The following is a 21,262-nucleotide window of genomic DNA, read 5'->3' on the forward strand; positions in this document are numbered from 1 at the left end:
AGGACTGCAGATGAAGACTTCCCGCCAGGCCCGACATGCCTCCCGCCGCCGCTTCCTCTCCGCAACCGGCGGCGCAATGCTAAGTCTGCCCTGGCTGGAGAGCGTCGCGTGCCAGTGTCAGGGTGCTTCACGCGGTGAGCGCATCTCTTCGCCGACGCGGCTGGCCTTTTTCTACCTTCCCAACGGCATCACTCGCCGCGGCTTCTTCCCAGGCGAAGGCGACCGGGAGCTGCCACAGTTCGCCGGACAGAACAACGTCTGGCGGTTTGAGGGAACGTCGGTTCCGGTTGGCAGCCATCCGCTGACGTTCAGCCCGACACTGAAGCCGCTGCATCCAATGCGGGAAAAGCTGTCGCTGATCACTGGGCTGGACCGGGAGTTTCAGCAGGGAACCGACTCGCACGCTCAGGCGGCTTCGTGCTTTCTCACCAGCGTGGCGCCGTATGAAGTGAAGAACTCCGCCTATCCGCTGGCACGCACTCTCGACCACATTGCAGCTGATGTCATCTCCCGGGATACGCCGTACTCAACGCTGGAACTGAGTTGCAACGACCACGCAAACAACATCGAGTCCATTTACTTCGACAATATGTCCTGGTACGGCACCGGGCACGTCGCACCTTCGATGCGGAATCCGCGGAAAGTCTACGATCGCCTGTTCGGAACTCAGCAGAACAGTCGTGTTCGCAACATCACCGACCTGGCACTCGAAAACGCCCGGGGATTGCAGCGGCGGCTGAGCACCGGTGACCGCAAAAGGTTCGACGAATATCTGACAGCGATTCGCACCATCGAAACGCGAATGGACCGGATTGATTCGCTCAGGTCCGAATTGGTCGCAAACGACATCCAGCGGCCGGCCGACCACCTGCCGAGGAACGAGTATATTCACTTGATGGGCGATCTGCTGGTGACGGCCCTGCAGACGGGGCTCACCAATGTCGGCACGCTGATGGTCGGGCCGGAGCGGTGGACAACGCCGACGAACTGGGAAGGCATCCTGGACAAGCCGCAAAGTCACCACGCCATGACCCACGCGCCGCATGATCACCTGGAAGATCTGCTGAAGCTGGACCACTTTCATGTGTCCGCGTACGCCAGACTGCTTCAGCGGATGGACGGCATCGAGGAAGCGGACGGAACAACGCTGCTGGACAACACGATCTTCACGCTTGGCGCCGGCATGGGTGACGGCACGACGCACCAATACAACGACCTGCCAATCGTCATCGCCGGTGGCGGTGGCGGAACGCTGCTGCTCGGCAAGCACGTCCACTGCCGGCCAGGGACGCCCCTCGCCAACCTCTGGCTAACTCAACTGCACGCTCTCGGCGTCGAGCAGGACCATTATGCCGACAGCACTGGGATACTGGCGGAAATCCGGAGCTGAGGCCCGGCGAGTAACGTCTTCAACATCCGTGTTGGAGATCTGAACCAACGCCCGAATTAAGGCATCCCTTGGAGACTCTCGTCGGTTCGACATGAGTCTCCATTGCCAGTTCTCTGCCGAACTGCAGAGGACGCATTTTCGAAAATGTCGCTGACGGAGAAGATAGCCGTCGGCCGACAGCAAGCGAGACTCCCCGCGGCCCGGTCTTCGAAGATCGCCTCGCAGCCGCTGGCAGACACCTGGCAGGAGACTTGAGCGACACCTTTTGGATCGACGAAAATCCCGCCACTGTTACGTTCCTTCGTTTCGTGGATTTCAACACTCAACGAATACATCGGAGCGTAACAGTTTCGAAATTCCAACCCCTCAAAATCCCCCAACTTCCGACCGATTCACCATCCCAGGGCGAGGCACCGCCGAGCCGCTGCGGCGACGGACGTCCTTTGGCACACGCGGCTCGGCAGGAGCCTCGCCCTCCCAGGCCATCGATCGCCATCGGGTAGCACAACTTCGCAGGTGTTGTGCGGCGCGGCCCTCGGAACGCGTTTTTGAGACGTCCTGCCACGATTTTGCGTTGAGTGTCCGGGAGATCGTTTGTCAGCGGCTTCCGATCGCAGGGCGACACGCCTTCTGCGGAGACGTGGTACCCGTGCCGCCGGGCTCGAATCGTGAGAGTCGTTCGGTTGGTTCGTGCAACAGAAAGGGGCAACACGTCGCCGCACTCCGGAATCGTCGCTGCCAGGCAATTGCAAAGCAGACCGTCGACCTGGCGATGGATGTTGCCGGCGTGATTGCTGTTTTATCCGGTTTCGCATGTAATCTGACCGGACGTGTTCCGGAAAGACGGAACGGATTACTTTCCTGCAGCGAAATCGCGTTTCCATGACGGGCGAGAATGATTCCGGCGGCTGGCCGCTGCACTACAGGATTCTGCTGGCGATGGTGATCGGCACCGTGGTCGGTGTGGCTTTGAATCCGGGGGAAATCGCGATCAGCGGTCCCGTGGAACTTCGGATCGTTCATGACGAAAACGCCATCCTGTTTTCCGAGGTGATTCCGGAAACGTCCAAAGTGCTGTATTCGGAAAAGTTCGCGGACGCTGCGGCTCTGGCAAAGAGCTATCCTCGTCTGGCTGAAGCGCTGGGAGAAAAGGCGGAACTGACGGTCGCCTGCGATAACCCTCGCGCCAGAATTGTGCGTGACCGCAGCGGAGTCACGATCGTCTGGCAGCGAAATCATGACGGCAATCCTGCCGTGTCCCAGATCGCTGCGTCATCCGGTGAAAAACTGCCGGAGTTCTGGCGGCTGCTGGTGAGCCAGCATCCGGCAGGCGTCGCGGGCGGAATGACGATCGCGGCAAAGGCGCTGGGAGACTTGTTTCTGCAACTGCTGAAAATGGTCACGGTGCCGCTGATATTAACATCTCTGGTCACGGGCGTGACGGGACTGGGCAGCCGCGGAAACTTCGGTCGGATGTTCGGCCGCACGATCACGTATTACATCGTGACCAGCATGCTGGCGATCACAACGGGGCTGGTGCTGGTGAACATCATCCATCCGGGAGTCGGAGCGATTCTGCCGGGCGGCGGCGCCGTGGTGGAACAATCTGAGGAATCCGTCGTCGAAATCGTCTTCCAGCAGGTGCTGCGGCTGTTTCCGGCGAATCCGATCGAAGCGATTGCTCAGGGCGAGTTCCTGTCGATCATTTCATTCGCGATTCTGCTGGGCATCTTCATCAACTTCATCGGAGGCGATCATGGCCAGCGGCTGACGGAACTGTTCGAAGCCGCGTTTGCCGTCATGATGAGAATGACGTCGTGGGTCATCAGTCTGGCGCCGTTCGGAGTCGCGGCGTTCATGATCTTCGCCACGGCGTCTCAGGGATTTGACGTCTTCCGGACGCTCGCCTGGTACATGCTGACGGTGGCTCTGGCGCTGGCGATTCATGCGGGAATCATTCTTCCGCTGATTGTGCGATTCGTCGCGAAGCGGAGTCCGCTGGAATTTGCCCGGCACATGAGTTCCGCCCTGCTGACAGCGTTTTCGACAGCTTCTTCCAACGCCACGTTGCCGCTGACGATTTCCTGTGTGGAACAGCAGGCCGGGATCTCCAATCGCACCAGTTCGTTCGTGCTGCCTCTGGGAGCCACGATCAACATGGACGGCACGGCTCTGTATGAAGTCGTGGCGGTGCTGTTTATCGCGCAGGCGACGCCGGGTTTCGAGATGTCGATCACGACGCAGGTCACGATCGCGCTGACGGCTCTGATTGCCAGTATCGGAGCTGCCGGGATTCCTCACGCCGGACTGGTGATGATGGCGATTGTGCTGCAGGCGGTGGGCCTGCCGCTGGAAGCTCAGGGCATCATCATTGCCGTTGACCGGATCCTGGACATGTTTCGCACATCGGTCAACGTGTGGAGCGATTCCTGCGGCTGTGCCGTCGTGCAGCAGTTGACGGAATCGTCGGACTGACCCTTTATACTGGCCGCGGCGAACACTGATGCATCGAACACCTCTTCCGCCGCGAGCCAGAATGCCTCAATCGACCCCGCTCGGGGTATAACTGCGGTCGAGCCGCCGGAGCCGCGTTCTTCGAACTCAGTTGTCGGAACGTCGCGGTATCGGGACTTGCTGCCTCGTCGCGGCGATTCTCCGCACGTTCGTCCTGCGGCGCAATGCTGAGTTTCGGCGCTGGCTTCGTCGATCAGAACTTCATCTGCAGTTCCACGCGAGCTCCCTGAGACGCATCGCGGTCCTCACGCTTTGCGACAAATGTGTCGAACACCAGGAACCAGTGTTCATCGAGCGCTTTTTGATAGCGGGCGCCGGCAGCCAGAGCCGCCTGGTTGACATTGTCGGTATCCTGGCGGCCACCGAGTTCCAGAATCACCTGCTGACGCGTGTGATCAAAGAACATCTGGTAGCCGAGACTGGCGCCGACCACATTGTTCGCGGTGCTGCTCAGCGGCGCTCCATAGCCGCCCAGTCCGGCTGCGGAGAACAGCAGTCCGGTCTGTCCCAGCGGTCCGCCGTTTACCGGGCCGCGAGACAGCGACGTGAACTGATCGATGGCCCAGAACCCGTTCAGGTAGATCAGGTCTTCGCTGTGGTGCGGCGTCCACGAAAACTGGCTGAACAGCAGCTCACCCTGTCCGGCGATCGTGGTTTCTCCGTTGGTCGGCAGTGAAGCCAGAAAGTGCAGCGATGAGTTGTATGTGTTGTGATGCCCGTGAATTCGGCGAATGCCGCTGAGTCCGACGCCGATCATGTCGTTGACACTGCCGCCGTCCTGAACGAAACCGATGTCCGCGTTCACGGTGTAGTGTTCGAAGTCACTTTCCGTGAACAGACCCACGATTCTGGCCCCGGAATCGACCTGGTTGCCGAACGTGTCGGCCGGAGACGCGGGGTTGAAGACGGTGCGGCTGATCTGGTCCCAGGCATAAACAAACGTCGCTCGCATGTTCAGATTGCCGTTGCCGTTCAGCGTGTTCTTGGTGATCGTCACAGCGTCGATCTTGTCTTCGTTCAGCAGCAGCCCCTGCTGAAACAGCATCGGCTGACGTCCGACGGAAAAGCCATAGTCGAGCGTTCCGTGATCGTAGGGGTCCAGGTTCGGGAAGATTTCGCCGAAGTCTCCTTCAAAGAACAACGTCTGAATGTTGCCGTTCAGCGCGTTGGTGAAGTCACCGTTGCGGAGGTCAACTGTGGTGAACTTGCGGCCGGAACCGGCGTCTTCGTCCAGCGGCCTGATTCCCAGAACCAGTCGTTCCGTTCCGGACAGGTTCAACTGGCCGAACAGGTCCAGCCGATTCGCCCATTCCAGCACGCGACGGTTGCTGCCGTTGCCGCCGTCAAAGTAGGAGACGCCCGTGCGGAAGTTGCCGAAGACCCACAACGCAGGCCGCCAGATCGCTCCGGTCGGTGTGCAGATTCCCTGGCTCAGAAATCCCGGTCCCAGAAAGTCTTCATTGGCTTCCAGCAGCAGCGGCGGCCGACAGGGAACGGGCTGCAATCCGATCGGGTTGGGATTCAGATGTGTATGCGGCTCAACGTGTTCTGAGCCAAGGACGTTTTCCAGACCGTGAGCGAAGTGATCGCTGGGGGCGGCGATGGCTTCCAGAAACTGCTCCGTCAGACTGCCGAATGCTCCTTCTTCGCCTTCAGGAACGCACGGGTTGTACTGCACGTTGGGAGCGAACGGGCTTTCGCAGTTGCCGTAAGCGCGATTCGCGTAGGCCCCGGAATAATTGGATTCCATGGGATCCAGACCCAGATCGTCGAAGGGATCTGACGGAGGGGCTTCCTTCTCGCTGTCGGCGGCATCTTCTTCCTGATAAGCGGTCATCGCGGCATCCGACATTCGAAAGCGGCCGACCAGACTTGACTTCAGCGACGCGCGTGCGGCACTGGCTTTGGCCGCCACCTGCCGGATCGGTTTGGCGATCGCGTCGGTCGGCTGGTCGAACCCCAGAATCGTATACGGCCCCGGATCTTCATCCGGTGCCTGAGCGACCGACGGAGCGGTGGCGCTGCCAAACATCAGCAGCGACAGAATCGCGGCACCGCAGGTTTTTCGATCCGCAGAGAAGAGATTTACGCCCATGACAGTTTCCGTCCTCAACTCGTGCCAGGCCCGCGCGGCGTGGCGAACATCCATGATCCCGCCGCGTTCAATCACTCAGACGATGCATTGTTGACAGGCGAACGGCAGGGAAGCCGGGCGCCGATCCTGATTTCCTGTTCCGTGGCTGCAGCGCTGCATCGGCTGATGAGCGCAAACTGACTGTTACTTCACCCAGATCCGTTCCGCGGTTTCGTGCAGAATCAGATGCCCGTCGACGACGCCTTTCGCGATCGCCTTGGCGCTCATGCCATAGTCGAACCCGATGTCGGAGATTTCCTGGACCAGGTTGATCGGGACCATGCCGGCAATCATCTGCACGCGGACGGTGTAGCATCCGGGACCGGGAACCTGCTTTCCGGACAGTTCGTAGTGAGCCAGGCGTGACCCTTCCGCTTCAATGTTCTGCTTGTGTTTTCGTGCTCCGATCGGACGCCCCAGAACCGTGAACGGCCGTGTTTCCGGACGAATGTAGGGAAGCGGGTCCAGCGAGAACGGCACGTTCAGAATCTGTTCGCGTTCTCCGCCGCGGATGTTGCGGGTGATGAACCGCGACTGCAGCGAAAACAGGTGCTGGTCCACCGGCAGGTGACCGTTATGAACATAGAAGGAGTGGCTGTCGCGAACGTCGCCGTTCGGATCCAGGTCTCCGGACTGGAACACCATTCGTCCGCGGGGATCCCAGACATGGACTCGCAGAAACAACATGCGTTCCGCGTCGAATCCGGTCGGAACACCGTGGCCGGGAGTGCCGTTGGAAACTTTCACGTGAAATTCAATGCGGTCGCGGTCGGCTTCTTCGACTTCCACATGTCCCAGTTTGTAGCCCGCTCGCAGAACCTGCAGCCGCTGCGACGTGTATTCCGCCAGCAGTTCGTACTGGTCCTCAAGAATTCGGCGAGCTTCCTTGCGTTTTTCCGGGTCGTCCCACGGCGGAGGAAAATAGGTGCCTTCCAGGACACTCGCTTCAAACTCGCGAGTTCCCCAGCCGGCCGCGTCGTCGAACACCAGCCACTCACGCATGGTGGCCAGGCCGTTCGTCAGCGGATCGTGTTCATGTTCCTCGCGTATCGCCTTCGGGTTGTGAGGAAACAGGCCGCGATGAATGATGGAATAGTCCGGCCCGGCAATCATGTGGTTCGTGTGTTTTCGCGGCGGTGTCGTCGCGTTTCCGATGACGGCTGCCGGACCATAGTCATAGCCGCATGCCTCGCCGGGAACCTTCCCCATGTGGCAGTCCTGGCAGTTGTGGCCCAGCACCTGAGCGGACGGAGAGTTCTTGAATTCGCTGAACGCGTCTTCCAGTCGAAAGCCGTTGGGTGCGAACACGTCATGACAGGCTCCGCAGAAGCCGGAGGTTGTCATCTGGAAAAAGCGAAATGACTTCGAGTGAATGTCGCGTCCGCGCACATCCGGAGCGGGAGACGATTTCAGCACGCCATAGCGGTCCGGGTTCGCCAGCACGTCGTTCAGCACCGAACTTCCGATCGGACCGTAGACGGCCTGGTGCAGATTTCCGGAAACCAGCGCCAGTCGGCCGGCTCCCTTACCCCACGACTGATTGACGCGGTGGCAGACCACGCAGGTGACACCTTCGCGGGACGACGGAGGCCGGTTGACGTTGGAGATGTTGATCGGTTCATTCAGTGCCATTCCCACCGGGGTGTGACAGCGAATGCAGAAGTCGGCCAGCGTGCCGTTGTTGAGCTTGTTCAGCTTGTTGGACATCGCGTTGAACACAGGACTCAACTGTGCGTAGGCGTGAGGCGAAACGGACCATTCGCGATAGTGCTGCGGATGGCAGGTGGCACATTTGGCCGCGGACGGAAAGCAGTCGTTTTCAAACACGGCGGCGTGAGCCTGGTCGATGGCCTGCCTCAGAACCGCCTGTTCGTCCGATTCCACGTCGCTGCCGCTGCCTTCATCGGCGTCAGCGTCGTCCGCTTCGGGCTCGTCTTCGTCGACCAGGCGCGGGGTCGAATTCAGTGACGCGGGACGAACGCCGGCCGGTCCGGTCGCGACTCCCTCGCCAGCACGGGCAGTCGACGGCGACAACGTCGGCACCAGCATCATTCCGACGGCAGCGCCGGCAAGTCCGGCACGAATTGCCGACTTGAATGATTTCCTGAAGATTGCTGTCCAAGCTGTCATAATTTCCATCCCTGGATCTGACCGGCCCGAAGATTCGTGTGAACAGGAGACAGCCTGCCCCTGTTAGAAGCGCGTTCCATCTGGATATCGGATAGCGGCAGGGCCGAAAGTGCCTGGAATACCGAAATTCGCGGCGGTCTCGTATTGGTGAACAGAATCGGCCGTAATAGCTTTCCCAACTATCACGCATCTTCTGCGCGTAGCGATCCGGCTGCGGCGAACAGAACCGACAGTTCCACAGACCGTTGACTTCTGTCAGACTGGACGGTTTGATCTCAATGGATCGCTAAATGGCCGGTCGGCGCGGCATTTTCCACCGAACAGACTTCCGTGTGACCGCAGGGTTTTCCACTATACGAACGCAGACAGAACGCGGTTCCCGGGACTCCGTTTCTTTCTGTCAGGCGGTCGTCGGGCATTGAATCCACTCCGCCAGTCGCGTGGTTCCCGAAGGCGACTCAGCGAGCAACGACTTACGGCCGGCCGTTCGCTCAACTGTCACTTCCGCCGCAAAAGATCGCCGATGCTTCGCATCCAAATTGAAAACGACCGGCAAAGTGAATCGTTTGAAGTCGGCCCCGGATACACCGTTCTGCTCGGACGGCGAGTGGACGATTCCGAGGGCGTGAAAGCCGTCCGACTGATTGACGAATTCTGCTCCCGGCTGCAGATGCGTCTGTCCCAGGAAAACGACGGCAGGCTGCTGATCGAAAATCTCAGCAGCCGCGTTCCGCTCTTGCTGGATTCCGGCCGAACGGTAACTCCGCAGGGGCGGTTATCGATCAAGACTCCGCTGGAAATGACGGTGGGAGCCACACGGCTGCACGTTGACGTGGAAGTCAGCGGCGGGCTGAGCGGCACGATCATGCTCGACGAACACCTGCAGGGGGATCGCCTGCGTATCGTTGGCCGCGACCCCCGGTCAGCAACCCGCTATCTGAGAATCCGGCGGGAAGCGACCGGTACGTTCAACGTCGACAACCTGATCGAATGGTTCGAAGCCCTGGTTTCGGTGCAGCGGTCGGCAGCAGGGTCCGCCGGCTTTTATCGTGAAATTGCCGATGCCATGGTGCAACTGATGGGGCTTGACTACGGAGTCGTGTTGCTTCGGGAAAACGGCGACTGGAAGCTGCAGGCCGTCAGCGGAGTCCGCGAAGATCAGGCGGAATACAGCAGCACGATCGTGCAGCAGGTCTGCGAACAGGTGCGGACGTTCTATGAACCGCTGGACGACCTGGGTGCCGTGCAGAGCCTGATGTCGCTGACCGCGGTCGTGGCATCGCCGATTCTGGCGACAGACGATTCCGTGCTGGGCGTGCTGTACGGCGCACGGCTGTTCGATGCCACGCGCGCCGTTGGAGGATCGACGGATCTGAACAAGATCGGTATCTCCGAAGTTGAGGCTCAGTTGGTTCAGCTACTGGCTGCGTCCGCGGCGACCGGCCTGGCTCGCGCGAAAAAGGAAAGCGAAGCCGCTCGCCTGCAGGTTCAGTTCGAAGACTTCTGCTCCGCCGAAATCGTTCGCGAGCTGCAGAACAATCCCCGCGTGCTGGAAGCTTCGGAAAGGGAAATCACCGTCCTGTTCTGCGACGTTCGCGGCTTCACCAGACTTTCCGAACGGCTGGACCCGAAGCTGACCTACGAAATCATGTCCGGCGTAATGGACGGTGTCGTGGAATCCGTCATGAGCTCCAGCGGTGTCATCATCGACTTCTACGGCGATGGTGCCGCCGCGATGTGGAACGCTCCGCTGGACCAGCCAAATCACCACCGCCTGGCTCTGGAGTGTGCCGGCCGAATTCAGCAGCGACTGTGCGAACTGAACCGGAAATGGGCATCGAAAGTCGACGTGACACTGCGGATCGGCATCGGCATTCACACCGGCAAGGCACTGGTCGGCAACGTCGGTGGCACGCGGCGAGTCAAGTACGGGCCCCGCGGTTCAACCGTCAACCTGACCAGCAGAATCGAAGGGCTGACGAAGCAACTGGGCGCCGACGTGCTGCTGTCGGGGCAGACGATGGACCGCTTCGACATCCCGCGACCGCCCGCCAGAAGGCTGGGACGCTTCCAGGTGGCCGGACTTGAATGTCCGGTGGAACTTTTCGAATGCTTTGCACCGGACAGCGTGATTCATTCGGAACGCAACATTCGCCTGTTCGAAGATGCCGTGAAGCAGTTCGAATGCGGCCGCCTCGACGTCGCAGCGGACATTCTGAACGAACTGACGGCGTCGCTTCCCAAGGGTGCGACCGACGGTCCCGCGAAGTTTCTGCTGACGGAGATCGCGCGACGAAAGGAGGCTCCCCCAACCGAACACACCCAGTTCATCCGGCTCAGCACGAAATAGAGCAGCGTGGAGCAGGTTCGAATGGACGGCGACGATTTTCGATCCGCGGAGCAAAACCCGTATCGGGCTCCAGCAAGCACCGGTGTTGCCGAAACGCGAGACATAACGCAGCCCACCGCCGTCACCGTCTTCGGTATTCTGAATCTGCTGTACGGCCTGATGGGACTCTGCGGCGCCGGCTTCGGAACGTTCGCATTGTTCTTCACCAACTCGTTTCAGCCGCCAGGAGCACCGCCGAATCCGGCGGTCGACAGCAGCGGACTCGGAGTCTCGGCATCGTCCGATCCGAGCACCGACCGAAGTCTTTGGAGTGCTGCGACTTGTCGCCGCTTTCCTTTTCACCGAATCGGCGGCATCACGTGAATTGAACGACAGATCGAAATTCGGGAGTGCCTCGAAAGCGAAAGCGATGCTGAAACATCGGACTCAAAAGCGTCACTTTTCAGGCCGCCGGCAGATGGCGACTTCGCCGGGCGGAATCGGAGTGACCGTAACCAGCGGCGTCGTACGACAATCCTGCTTTGTAGTGGTGGAATCTGCGGGCTTTTGAGATACTCCGGTTCTCACCCGCCTTTCCTCGAAGTTCCCATGCATCGACGAGGACCTGCCTGATGCTGACGATTCCCGGAAGACCTGATCGCTGCCGTTCCTTTTGCGACGGCGTCACACGTCGAAATTTTCTGAAGGTCGGCGGACTCGGCGCCGGACTGTCGCTCGCCAATCTGATGGAACTCGAAGCGAAGGCGGGGATTCGCGGGTCGGACAAAGCCATCATCATGATCTATCTGGTCGGCGGTCCTCCCCATCAGGATATGTTCGACCTGAAGCCGAATGCTCCGGCGGAATACGCTGGCGAGTTCCGTCCGATTCCGACAAATGTGCCGGGAATTGAAATCTGCGAACACATGCCGCGGCTGGCGAAAATGATGGATCGGATGACGGTTATCCGGTCCATCTGCGACGCTCAGCCCGAACACGACGCCTATCAGAGCTTCACGGGTCGCGACCAGCGAGTACAGGTTCCCGGCGGCGGCTGGCCGACGTTCGGAGCATCCGCGGCAAAGCTCGTCGGACCGATCAAATCCAGCGTGCCGCCCTACGTCAGTCTTTGCTACACAACGACTCACGGCCCGTACAACGAACCCGGACCGGGGTTTCTGGGACCGTCGTACTCCGCGTTTCGACCGATGGGACCGACGCGGCACGACATGGTTCTGAACGGCATTACTCACGATCGTCTGGACGACCGCCGCTCGCTGCTGTCCGCGCTGGACAGGTGCCGTCGCGACATTGACGCCAGCGGCATGATGACGGGCATGGACACGTTTACCGAACAGGCGATGGGAGTGCTGACATCGTCCCGACTGGCCGAAGCACTCGACCTGTCCCGCGAAGACCCGCAGGTTCGCGAACGCTACGGAACCGGCGATCCGACGATCCACATCGACGAAAACGGAGCGCCGCGAGTACCGCAAAGTTTCCTGACGGCACGACGGCTGATCGAAGCGGGAGCACGGATCGTGACCGTCAATTACAGCAAGTGGGACTGGCACGGCGGCTCCTACGGAACCATCTTCAACCGTCAGCGCGAAGATCTGCCGGCTTTCGACAAGGCTCTGTCCGCGCTGCTGGATGATCTGCACGACCGCGGCCTGGATAAGCACGTCACCGTCGGCATCTGGGGCGAATTCGGCCGCACACCGAAAGTCAACAGCCAGGTCGGCCGCGACCACTGGCCGACGGTGTCGTTTGCCCTGCTGGCCGGTGGCGGCATGAGAAACGGTCAGGTAATCGGAGCCACGGATCGACTGGCCGCGGAACCGATCGAACGGCCGGTGACGTTCGGCGAACTGTTTGCCACGATGTACCACAACCTGGGCATCGATGTCGAAACCGCAACGGTGACCGATCTGCAGGGCCGTCCGCAATACCTGGTTCCCGACGGAGCCCGGCCGCTGCCGGAACTGGTCTGATCGCGGCGGACATTTCGAGCTGTTCGCGTGAGATCGCGGCGCGGAACTGTGATTGGCGGTTTTCTGATCGCGCCGCTACCCCACGATCTCGCGGCGGTGGTTGACGTAGTCCCAGATCACATAGCGGTCCAGGTCGCGGCCGGCCGTAAAGAACACTCGCCCGCCCGTGCCTTCCGCCAGGCGGTGAGCGAACTGCACGTCTTCGTGCGACTGTGACCAACTGGGAAGCAGGAACACGTTGATCGTGATTCCTTCGCGAGTACACAGCATGCCTTCCCGCATCGTCGCGATTTCCGTGCGGGGATCGGGCGGATACAGCATGAACAGTTCGCTTCCTTCAAAGTGAGCGGTCGGCAGTCCGTCCGTAATCAGGATGATCTGGCGATTGGGCGTGTCCTGCAGCGACAGAAACTGACGCGACATCTGCAGTCCGTGCTGGATGTTCGTGAAGTGGGGAGGAATGTGATATTCGCTGGCCGCTTCATTGCTCATGTCGGCATGCAGTTTCACGACAGGATTGTTCAGCGTGGGAATCTTCGGCATCAGAGAAATCACGTCGCCTGGCGGCACGGGTCTGGCAAACGTGGCCATTTCCAGAAACCGCAGAAAGTCACCCGGATATTCGGTTGTGATCAGACCGTTCAGCGCCAGGGCCATCCGTTTGACGTTGACGTACTGTCCGTCGTAGCGCATCGAGCCGCTCATGTCCATCACAACGACCGTTGCACATTTGGGGTTGTTGCGGGTCTTGTGGATTTCGATGTCGTCCTGACGCAGCCGGATTGGTCGTTCATCGCGCTGACGCAGCATGGCGTTGATCATCGTCTGAGGAATATCCATCTGCGCGACGGAATCGCCGAATTCGTAGGGCTTCGTCTTCTGCGTTTCGACAGCTCCCTCACCATCGATCGGTCCCTGATGGCGACCGGAACGTGACGCTTCCATGTTGCTGAAGATTCGATCCAGCAGCTTTCCCTGAAACAGCTTGTACGCTTTTGGCGAAAGATGAACTTTGCCGGATTTGTCCGTGACACCCTGGCCTTCCATCAGGTCCTTCAGATACTGCTGGACCTGTTCCTGAAACTTCCGCAGGTTTTCAACCGCCTCCGGATCAGTGAACTCCGAAAGTTCCTGAAGATCGATGACGGCCAGTTGAGCGGTCTCGCCGGCATCTTCGAGCTGTTTCAGAAGTTCGTCGATGGTTTTCAGTTCGTCCAGGACCTCAATGGCCCGAGGAACGGACATCGATTCCCGGCCGGTGAATTCGTACGCGGAGGCAAGGTGGTCGACCTGATACTTCTGACCAAGAGTTTCCATCAGCCTTAGCAGTTGTGAGGCGAAACGCGGGTCGGACCGTTCCGCCTGGTACCAGAGGTGCTCAAGCTGGTAAATCTGTTCGTCGCTGACGGCGCGCTGAAAGGTCTTATTCAGCTTGCCCGACGGTCGCGCGGCGCGAGCGGCCTCGGCGAACTGCCTGGCTGCGGACTTTCGGGCGGCTTTCGTTTCGTACTTCTCCAGAATCCGCCGCTTGCGTTCTTCAAGCATTGCGATCAACTGCTCCAGCGACGGACCCAGGCCGGCAAACTGAGCGGGATCAAGCCGAATGGCGTTGGCGAGTTCTTCTTCGGAAAGTTCCCGCATCGAACCCCAGTGCAGCAGGTGTTCAAAAACGGGCGACACGACATCCGGCGGCGGCTGGCTGGGAGACGGAAACTTCGCCGGATCGTATTTCTGGTAGGTGTGGATCACTCCGCCACGATGCGGGTTGCTGCTGCGGTCGGTCATGAGCGATCAGGCCTGTGTGTGAATTGGGAAGGCAGACGATCAACGCCAGCCTGGAATCAGAAAAGTTGCGGTCTGTGCTGTCCCGTTGGTTACGAAGCATTCCGCGATCCGCCGCCGGACCGTGCAGTGATCTCCGACACCAGTTTTCCAGGACGACCACATGGGATTATACGCACCCGACCGTTGCCGACGTCACTCGAACTGCGAAAGCCGCGGTGCCGGAGGTCCGGTTCCTGCCTGCCGCGGCTTTTCATCGGCGGCGACTCCGGGGACGAATTCCGCTGTGCCGGCACGCGTCCATCGCCACGGCAAGCACGATCTGCGCCTGCACCGCCCGCCGCGATTCTTCGTGCGATCCATCGGAATTCCGTCGCCTGAAAAAATGTGCTACTGTTTTCCGCGTCATGTTGACAGTCTGATTCGGCGAGCATCAGCGAGTTCGCGTTTTGGAAAATGCATTTTTCGGAATGAAGGGCAGGAACCGTGTCAGAAGTGCTGGAAAGTTTCGAACTGGAATGGCACGGGAACACAGTTGTTGTGATCCCGGCGTCGAACGTCGAATCGCTGCAGTGGGATCTCGTCGAACAGGCGGCCGACGTCATTATGGAGCCGCTGGTTGCCCAGGACGTCCCGATGGTCGTTGTGGACCTGACGCGAGTCGGGTATTTCGGTTCGGTCTTCCTGGCTTTGCTGCTGCGGTGCCATAAGTTCGTCAAGAAACGCGGCGGCGAGCTGGTTCTGTGCGGAGCGAACGAAATGGCCCGCGAACTGCTCAAGATCACCGCGCTCGACACCATCTGGGCCATCTACGAAACTCGCCCCGAAGCCCTGCAGGCGATCGACAGTTAGAGCCATGTCGATTGCATCCTGATGTGTGCCACTGGCTGTGCCAGTGTCTTCAGGGCTGGTGGGCACTGGCAAAGCCAGTGGCACACATCCCATCGATTCATTCCTGAGTCGCCGCATGGAGGCCACAAGACCATTGGACGAGAAACGACAACATCTCCGCCATCCTCACGCGTCCGAAACGGAAGTCATCGAACACGTCACGGAGCTTCGGCAGCACTCGGAGCTGATCGACGAAATCAAAGCGACCGCGGACAAGCTGGCCGCGGACGGAGCGGCTCGAGGCGATCTGAAGATTCTCAGCCGCGCCCTGCGCGAGCTGCGATATGCGTTCAAGGTGTTTTCACCCTATCGCAGAGACCGCAAGGTCACCGTGTTCGGGTCCGCACGAACAGAGCGTGATGCGGCGTCATGGCAGCAGGCCGAACAATATGGCCGGCGAATGGCCAGTGAAGGCTGGATGGTTGTCACGGGAGCCGGCAGCGGAATCATGGAAGCCGCTCACGTCGGCAGCGGCCGCAGGATGGCGATGGGGCTGAATATTCTGCTGCCCTTCGAACAGGAAGCCAATCCCGTCATCGCCGGTGATTCGAAGCTGGTGAACCTGAAATACTTTTTCACTCGCAAGCTGCTGTTCGTCAAGGAAGTCCACGCCATCGTCTGCTGCCCCGGCGGTTTCGGCACGCAGGACGAAGCCTTTGAATCGCTGACTCTGGTGCAGACCGGAAAACGAGACCTCATGCCGATCGTCATGCTGGACGAACCCGGCGGCACTTACTGGTCTCGCTGGCGTGACTACATCAAGACGGAATTGCTGGACAAGGGCATGCTGTCGCCCAGCGATATGTCGCTGTTCAAAGTCACCGACGACGTGGAAGAAGCCGTTGACGAAGTTATCGGGTTTTACAGCGTCTACAACAGCATGCGATTTGTGCGTGACCGGCTGGTTCTTCGCCTGCACGTTGAACCGCCGGACGAAATGATCGAACGCCTGAACGACGAATTCGCCGACGTCGTGGCATCCGGCAGGATTGAGAAAGCGGACGTTCACCGTCTGGAAGCCGACGATGAACACCTGTGCGAACTCCCGCGCATCTCCTTCGTCTTCAACCGCAAAGCTGTCAGCCGCCTGAGAGAAATGGTCGACCTGCTGAACAGCGAATTGGAACACTGAACGTTGCAGTGCCCATCAACACCGCTGACCTTCGGCCGGGAGGCGAGCAATGTGGAACCACCCCTCTCAGCGCAGCGGCAGGGAGAAGTCGCACAAGTGGAGCGATGTGCGGAAGCGGGTTCTGCGCACAGATCGCTGGCAACAGGCGAGTTGCGCGGACACCGTAAACGCGTCAAGCGGCTGAACGCCGCTTCGGCGTGGACGTGCTGCGCAGGCGGATGCAGAAATGGAACGCGAGCGGAAAAACGGAACCGCATTGCGTTTGAGAGATCCGCTATGCCGACTCGTCTTCCCAGGTCGATTCGCCAGCAGCGATCTTCAGGCCCAACTCCGTGAACGCCTGCTGGCGTTTCCATGCATTTTCGGGATCATCCAGGGCAGCGATGGAAACGCCTCCATTCACCGCCACTCCTGTCAGATGTTCGGGAGCCGGAACGGGCGGCGCCTCAGGCGGAGCCATGCTTCCATCGGACCAGAACGCTGCCACACCCGCCCAGGACGCCGGCGTACTCATCTCAAGTTCTTCGGCAAGCTGATAGGCAAAGCGGCGTGTTTCCACTGATGGTTCTTTGACCCATTTTTCAGCGGCTGCCAGCATGGGGCCATCGGCGTCCGACTTGATGCATTCGGACTGCCGTACGCATTCGATCAGCCACCAGACCGCGCATCGTTTCGGCAGCGCGCTGGCAAGAAATGTCAGTGACGCGGTCGGTTCCTGAGTGTTCAGAAGTCTCTGCGTGAATTCTTCCGGCGGTTCGCCTTCGTCCGGCATGAAGGGCAGCGCATCCGGCGGCACCTTAAAGCGTTCGATGATCTCGGCGGCCGTTTCGCCGGTAAAGCCGCGGATCTGATTCAGGTGCTCACCAGGTTCCGGTTCCGCCTCCGCCACGGCTACAGCGGCAGGAGCGGGAGCGTGAGCCCCTTCGACGAAGGTCGCGTGTTTTTCTGAACCACCGGGCTGCGTCTTCTTTGGCCGCAGAATGGGCTCCGCAGGGTGATCGTGTACGGGTCCGGATTCCGGCAACTCACCGCCCGCTGCAGACGGAACTTCCGCGCCGACGATCGAGGGCCCTTCCGTTGACCATTCCACGGCGAATTCGGTGCCGCCGCATCGGATAACATCCGACGCTGAGACCTCCGCGGTTTCAATCGGCTTCTCATTCAGACGCGTGCCGTTCGTGCTTCCCAGGTCTTTGATGACGCAGGTGTCGTCCCGCAGTTCCACGGAAGCATGCCGGCTGGACATCTGCAGATCTTCGGGGAAGTTCAGATCGCAGACATCCGTTCGGCCGATCGTCACAGGTTCTCCGGGGACGAGCACCGCGACATCCCGGAAGCGATCACCGTCTTTGACTTTCAGAAACACGGGCATGCTGCGATTCCTTGACTGCTGCAGATTGTTATCAGTTGATCTTGACCAGGCCGCCTTTGACAGCATTCATTCCGCCAGCCTCAAACGTCGCCATGGCACTACCTTTGGCCTTCAACTGGACGGATGCGTTGATATCGATCTCGATCGACCTCATTGTGATTTTCGCAGGTTCCAGCTTGATGCTGCTGGCTCCGCACTTGAGTTCGATGGACTTCATGGCCGTCTGTGTAGACTTGCCCATGTTAATCTTCTGAGTCAGATTGCCCATCTTCAGTGTGATGGTCATATCGCCCTTGTCGAGCGTTGTCGTGCTGTTGCCGGATTTGATGTTCAGCGTGTCGTTGCCCGTTTCGATCGTGACCGTGCGGTCCTTGTAAATGTCTACGGTCTGGCTGCCGGCCTTGCATCCGGCCTTACCGACCTTCAGATTCTGGTCGTTGTAGATTTCAATGTCCTGATTGCCGTCTTCCTTGTCATCGAAGCCGACTTTTCGGGTTTCGTTGTTTTCAACGACGGTGTCCAGGTTCCGTTCCGCGTGCATGTAGATCTGCTCCGCGCCCTTCTTGTCCTCAAAGCGGATCTCGTTGAAGTTGGCCGCAGCGCCGCCCTTTGAGCTGCGGGACTTGATACCGGACTGAGTCTTGTTGTCCGGCAAACCGTACGGCGGCATCTGTTCGGCGTTGTAAACGGATGCCATCACGACCGGCCGGTCGGGGTCGCCTTCCAGAAAGTCCACCAGGACTTCCTGACCGATTCGTGGAATGTGCACCATCCCCCACTGTTCACCGGCCCACGGTGTGGCCACGCGAACCCAGCAACTGCTCTTGTCGTCCTTCGCGCCGTAGCGATCCCAGTGGAATTGAACTTTGATGCGTCCGTATTCATCCGTGTAGATTTCCTCACCACTGGGTCCGACAACCACTGCCGAATGCAGACCGAACACGCGTGGTTTCTGAGTTCCTCCCGCAGGTCGAAACACGACATTGTCCGGCATTGCCTTGAAGTTGTTGTGATAGACGTTTTCGTCGTGCGCGACGCCGGACACGTAGCTGCCGCCTAGGCTGGCGTGGTGCTGCACAACGGTCAGATACCACTTGCTTCCCGCTTCCGCGGAATTGTGATGCTTTGTGACGGTGAATCGTCCGCCGGGAGAAAATGATCGGCGATCGCTCGAGCAGGTGATCGTTTCGTAGGCGGATTCTTCCTGCTCCATCCGCAGCTTGACCAGAGCTTCACCACCGCCGAAGCTGCCATAGTGCCCGGCGTAGGGATAGTCGAAGAATTCCCGTTTCGAGTTGTCCTTCACCGACACCAGCCCGTTTGTCTGCTTCAACTGCGAAGACGACGGGTTTTCGAAGTCATAGTGCGTGTGTGCCCACTTGCCGGACACGTACTCGTAGTCGTGGCTCCACGAACTCAACTGATCGGTGATCTCGGGCGCGGACAGGTTCGAAAGCAACTGCACTTCGCTTTCCGGGCAGTCATAGACGCCGTTGACGTGGTCCGTCATGACCAGTTTGTGCTTCCCTTTTTCGTGCTTGAAGTAGTAGAAGATCCCTTCTTCGGCCAGCAGGCGAGTCACGAAGTCAAAATGAGTTTCACGATACTGTACGCAGTAGGTGCGTACTTCCGGAGGGCGTTTCAGGTCGAACATGAAGTCAGAAAAACCCAGCTCCTGCAGCACGTTCGTCACGATCGTCTGAACGTCCATTTCGGAGAACACCTTGCAGTCGGAACTGCGAGTCAGAAACCACAGCCACGGCACCACGTGAGCCTTGTAGATATGCAGGCGGTCTCCCTGGCCGTTGTAGCTGAAGGAATTCACGACGCCGTTGAACCAGCGTTCCGTGCCCTCCGCGTCGCGAACCTGGAAGTCGATCGCGTGCCCGACGATATCAGCGGCCTTGTGTCCGCCGATGGGAGACAGCATGTCGAGCGAGAAACTGAACAGGCCGGACATGCGTTCTTCGCCGGAGAACGCGTTCAGCAACAGCGCGTCTTTTCCCAACGGAGTTTCAACGCTGATCGGACGATCGTCCTGTGTGTAGGTGGCCATGTGTCGATTCCTGCTACTGTCCTGATAAACCGTTAGCGGTGTTCAATGCGACGAATTCGTATGCGGCACGATGACGAATGTACAGTGACCCGGCGATTCGATGATCCGGGCCGGTCGAACGACATCAGCACTGTCGTACGACTTGTGCGGGCACAAAAAACGCCGCAGCCCCGCGTACGATACGAGGTCTGAGTCGATCCCGTAACGCAGAAGAGCCACAGCGTGTCAAAAAACCGGCGACGTGGAAATGTTCTTCCGCAGTTGCTTTGCTGCCGAAACGGGAACATGCAGACTCCCGGCACGAGGTTGCGGGAACCGGTTGCCCCGGCACGTCCATGAGATCGCCGTCCCGCGCCCTCGTGAGGCGTGCCAGCGGCAATCCTCCGCGCCCCTGGCGAACCGAGGAACGCGGCGTTGCACAACTTCCCGGCAGCGTTCTAGCTTTTTCCGGCGCCCGGATTGTACTTACCGGGCACGCTGCCGACCGGCTTGCCCGTCTTTGGATCGATTGTGACGTACGTCCACTCGACTTCCGTGTAGCCCAGCGTGATTTCCTCGCTCGGCAGCGGATCGCCCGACGAATTACCGTGGAACCCGTAGGTGCTGACAATCACGTTCTTCAGCAGGTACTTCAGGTACGGTTCCTGCTTATTACCGACGGTTGAGCAGAAATGAATTTCCACTTCCGGATAGAACGTCCCGTTGGCACAGGCTTCCTGCAGCTTGGTCGAGGACTTGTCCAGTTCCCGAACGATGGCAATGTCACCCAGAGTCGTTTCCCCTTTGGTGCGCTGGTGGTCTTTCGCGCCTTCGGGGATCGACCGGTAAATCGGCGAACTCATTGACTGAATGATGATCCAGTCCTTGTGGCCGGAGTCCGTCGCTTCTCCTTTGACATCGCCAAGTTTCAGATACGCGGGCATTTCAGCTCTCCCTCAGTTTTCGTTGATTCGGATACGCAGGCGTTGCATTCACTTCCTGTCCGCTCGAACGGCCATTTCCGTCGAACGTACCGGTATTTTCCGCGATCGCGTCGGGCGGTTGCGTGGAATTAAGCAGAAAACACGAAAAGTGACCGCTGCCTGAACATGGTCGCGCGGCACGCGCCTGCGAATGCGGGTGGACGCAGCGAATGACGGACGCAGGCGACCGCTGCACCACGAATCCTCGCCGGCTATTCTGTGGCGATGGCGTCTTCACACAGATCCTGCGGACAGGCCTGAAACCAGACCCGCACAAGGTCGGGCAGGCTGCCGGCTCCGAGTTTCTTCGAGAGGCGGCTTCTGTGTTTTTCCACTGTCTTCGCGCTGATCCGCAGCTCATACGCGATCGACTTGTTGGGCAGTCCGGCGACCACCAGCCTCAATACATCGAACTCCCGGGCGGAAAGCTGTTCCAGGCGGCTGATGGCCTGAGTTTGAACCTTCAGAAGCAGAGGAATACTGATTTCCGGCGGAGGACTCAGCAATGTTGTGTTGCCGGTTTCCCCTGCTTCTGCCGACGCTGTTTCCGTCCAGTCATTTACCGTGCTCACCTGG

The 21,262-nt window shown here is 59.5% G+C and carries 14 protein-coding genes; 7 read left to right on the forward strand and 7 right to left on the reverse strand.

Features of this window, described 5'->3' with window-relative positions:
* Positions 1–10 precede the first annotated feature (10 nt).
* On the forward strand, positions 11–1,390 hold the full coding sequence (locus tag R3C19_22900; GenBank protein ID MEZ6063205.1) for a DUF1552 domain-containing protein: 1,380 nt from the start codon (positions 11–13) through the stop codon (positions 1,388–1,390).
* 882 nt (positions 1,391–2,272) lie between these two features.
* Positions 2,273–3,865, forward strand: a complete 1,593-nt coding sequence (locus R3C19_22905) for a dicarboxylate/amino acid:cation symporter (protein MEZ6063206.1) — start codon at positions 2,273–2,275, stop codon at positions 3,863–3,865.
* A 232-nt stretch (positions 3,866–4,097) separates the two neighbouring features.
* Here the strand turns inward: R3C19_22905 and R3C19_22910 are convergent, their stop codons facing one another.
* Both R3C19_22910 and R3C19_22915 read right to left on the reverse strand, forming a co-directional pair.
* Complete coding sequence (locus R3C19_22910; GenBank protein ID MEZ6063207.1) at positions 4,098–5,999, reverse strand: hypothetical protein; 1,902 nt, start codon at positions 5,997–5,999, stop codon at positions 4,098–4,100.
* Positions 6,000–6,182: 183 nt separating this feature from the next.
* A complete protein-coding gene (locus R3C19_22915; protein MEZ6063208.1) occupies positions 6,183–8,168 on the reverse strand; it encodes a multiheme c-type cytochrome in 1,986 nt (661 codons plus the stop codon).
* Between the two features lie 523 nt (positions 8,169–8,691).
* On the opposite strand from R3C19_22915, the gene R3C19_22920 reads away from it, so the two are divergent.
* The 3 genes from R3C19_22920 (at position 8,692) to R3C19_22930 (ending at position 12,491) form a co-directional block, all read left to right on the forward strand.
* The gene (locus tag R3C19_22920; protein ID MEZ6063209.1) at positions 8,692–10,518 is read left to right on the forward strand and encodes an adenylate/guanylate cyclase domain-containing protein; all 1,827 of its coding nucleotides are present in this window, start codon (positions 8,692–8,694) and stop codon (positions 10,516–10,518) included.
* Positions 10,519–10,524: 6 nt separating this feature from the next.
* The gene (locus R3C19_22925; GenBank protein ID MEZ6063210.1) at positions 10,525–10,881 is read left to right on the forward strand and encodes a hypothetical protein; all 357 of its coding nucleotides are present in this window, start codon (positions 10,525–10,527) and stop codon (positions 10,879–10,881) included.
* A gap of 248 nt (positions 10,882–11,129) precedes the next feature.
* A complete protein-coding gene (locus R3C19_22930; GenBank protein MEZ6063211.1) occupies positions 11,130–12,491 on the forward strand; it encodes a DUF1501 domain-containing protein in 1,362 nt (453 codons plus the stop codon).
* 75 nt (positions 12,492–12,566) lie between these two features.
* Here R3C19_22930 and R3C19_22935 read toward each other — a convergent pair whose 3' ends face one another.
* Positions 12,567–14,276 (reverse strand): hypothetical protein, encoded by a 1,710-nt coding sequence (locus R3C19_22935; protein MEZ6063212.1) that lies wholly within the window; start codon positions 14,274–14,276, stop codon positions 12,567–12,569.
* 483 nt (positions 14,277–14,759) lie between these two features.
* Here R3C19_22935 and R3C19_22940 point away from each other — a divergent pair, with 483 nt between their 5' ends.
* On the forward strand, positions 14,760–15,125 hold the full coding sequence (locus R3C19_22940; GenBank protein ID MEZ6063213.1) for an STAS domain-containing protein: 366 nt from the start codon (positions 14,760–14,762) through the stop codon (positions 15,123–15,125).
* 115 nt (positions 15,126–15,240) lie between these two features.
* Entirely contained in the window at positions 15,241–16,296 is a 1,056-nt protein-coding gene (locus R3C19_22945; protein ID MEZ6063214.1) for a TIGR00730 family Rossman fold protein, read from the forward strand.
* A gap of 274 nt (positions 16,297–16,570) precedes the next feature.
* Here R3C19_22945 and R3C19_22950 read toward each other — a convergent pair whose 3' ends face one another.
* The 4 genes from R3C19_22950 to R3C19_22965 all read right to left on the reverse strand — a co-directional run bounded on the left by R3C19_22950 (position 16,571) and on the right by R3C19_22965 (position 21,258).
* Positions 16,571–17,668: an FHA domain-containing protein gene (locus R3C19_22950; GenBank protein ID MEZ6063215.1), complete on the reverse strand. Its 1,098-nt coding sequence runs from the start codon at positions 17,666–17,668 to the stop codon at positions 16,571–16,573.
* Positions 17,669–17,699: 31 nt separating this feature from the next.
* A complete protein-coding gene (locus R3C19_22955; protein MEZ6063216.1) occupies positions 17,700–19,724 on the reverse strand; it encodes a type VI secretion system tip protein VgrG in 2,025 nt (674 codons plus the stop codon).
* Between the two features lie 437 nt (positions 19,725–20,161).
* The gene (locus R3C19_22960; GenBank protein MEZ6063217.1) at positions 20,162–20,647 is read right to left on the reverse strand and encodes a type VI secretion system tube protein Hcp; all 486 of its coding nucleotides are present in this window, start codon (positions 20,645–20,647) and stop codon (positions 20,162–20,164) included.
* A 251-nt stretch (positions 20,648–20,898) separates the two neighbouring features.
* Positions 20,899–21,258, reverse strand: a complete 360-nt coding sequence (locus tag R3C19_22965) for a LuxR C-terminal-related transcriptional regulator (GenBank protein MEZ6063218.1) — start codon at positions 21,256–21,258, stop codon at positions 20,899–20,901.
* Positions 21,259–21,262 lie beyond the last annotated feature (4 nt).

Source organism: Planctomycetaceae bacterium (assembly GCA_041398785.1).
In the GTDB taxonomy this organism is placed as follows: domain Bacteria; phylum Planctomycetota; class Planctomycetia; order Planctomycetales; family Planctomycetaceae; genus JAWKUA01.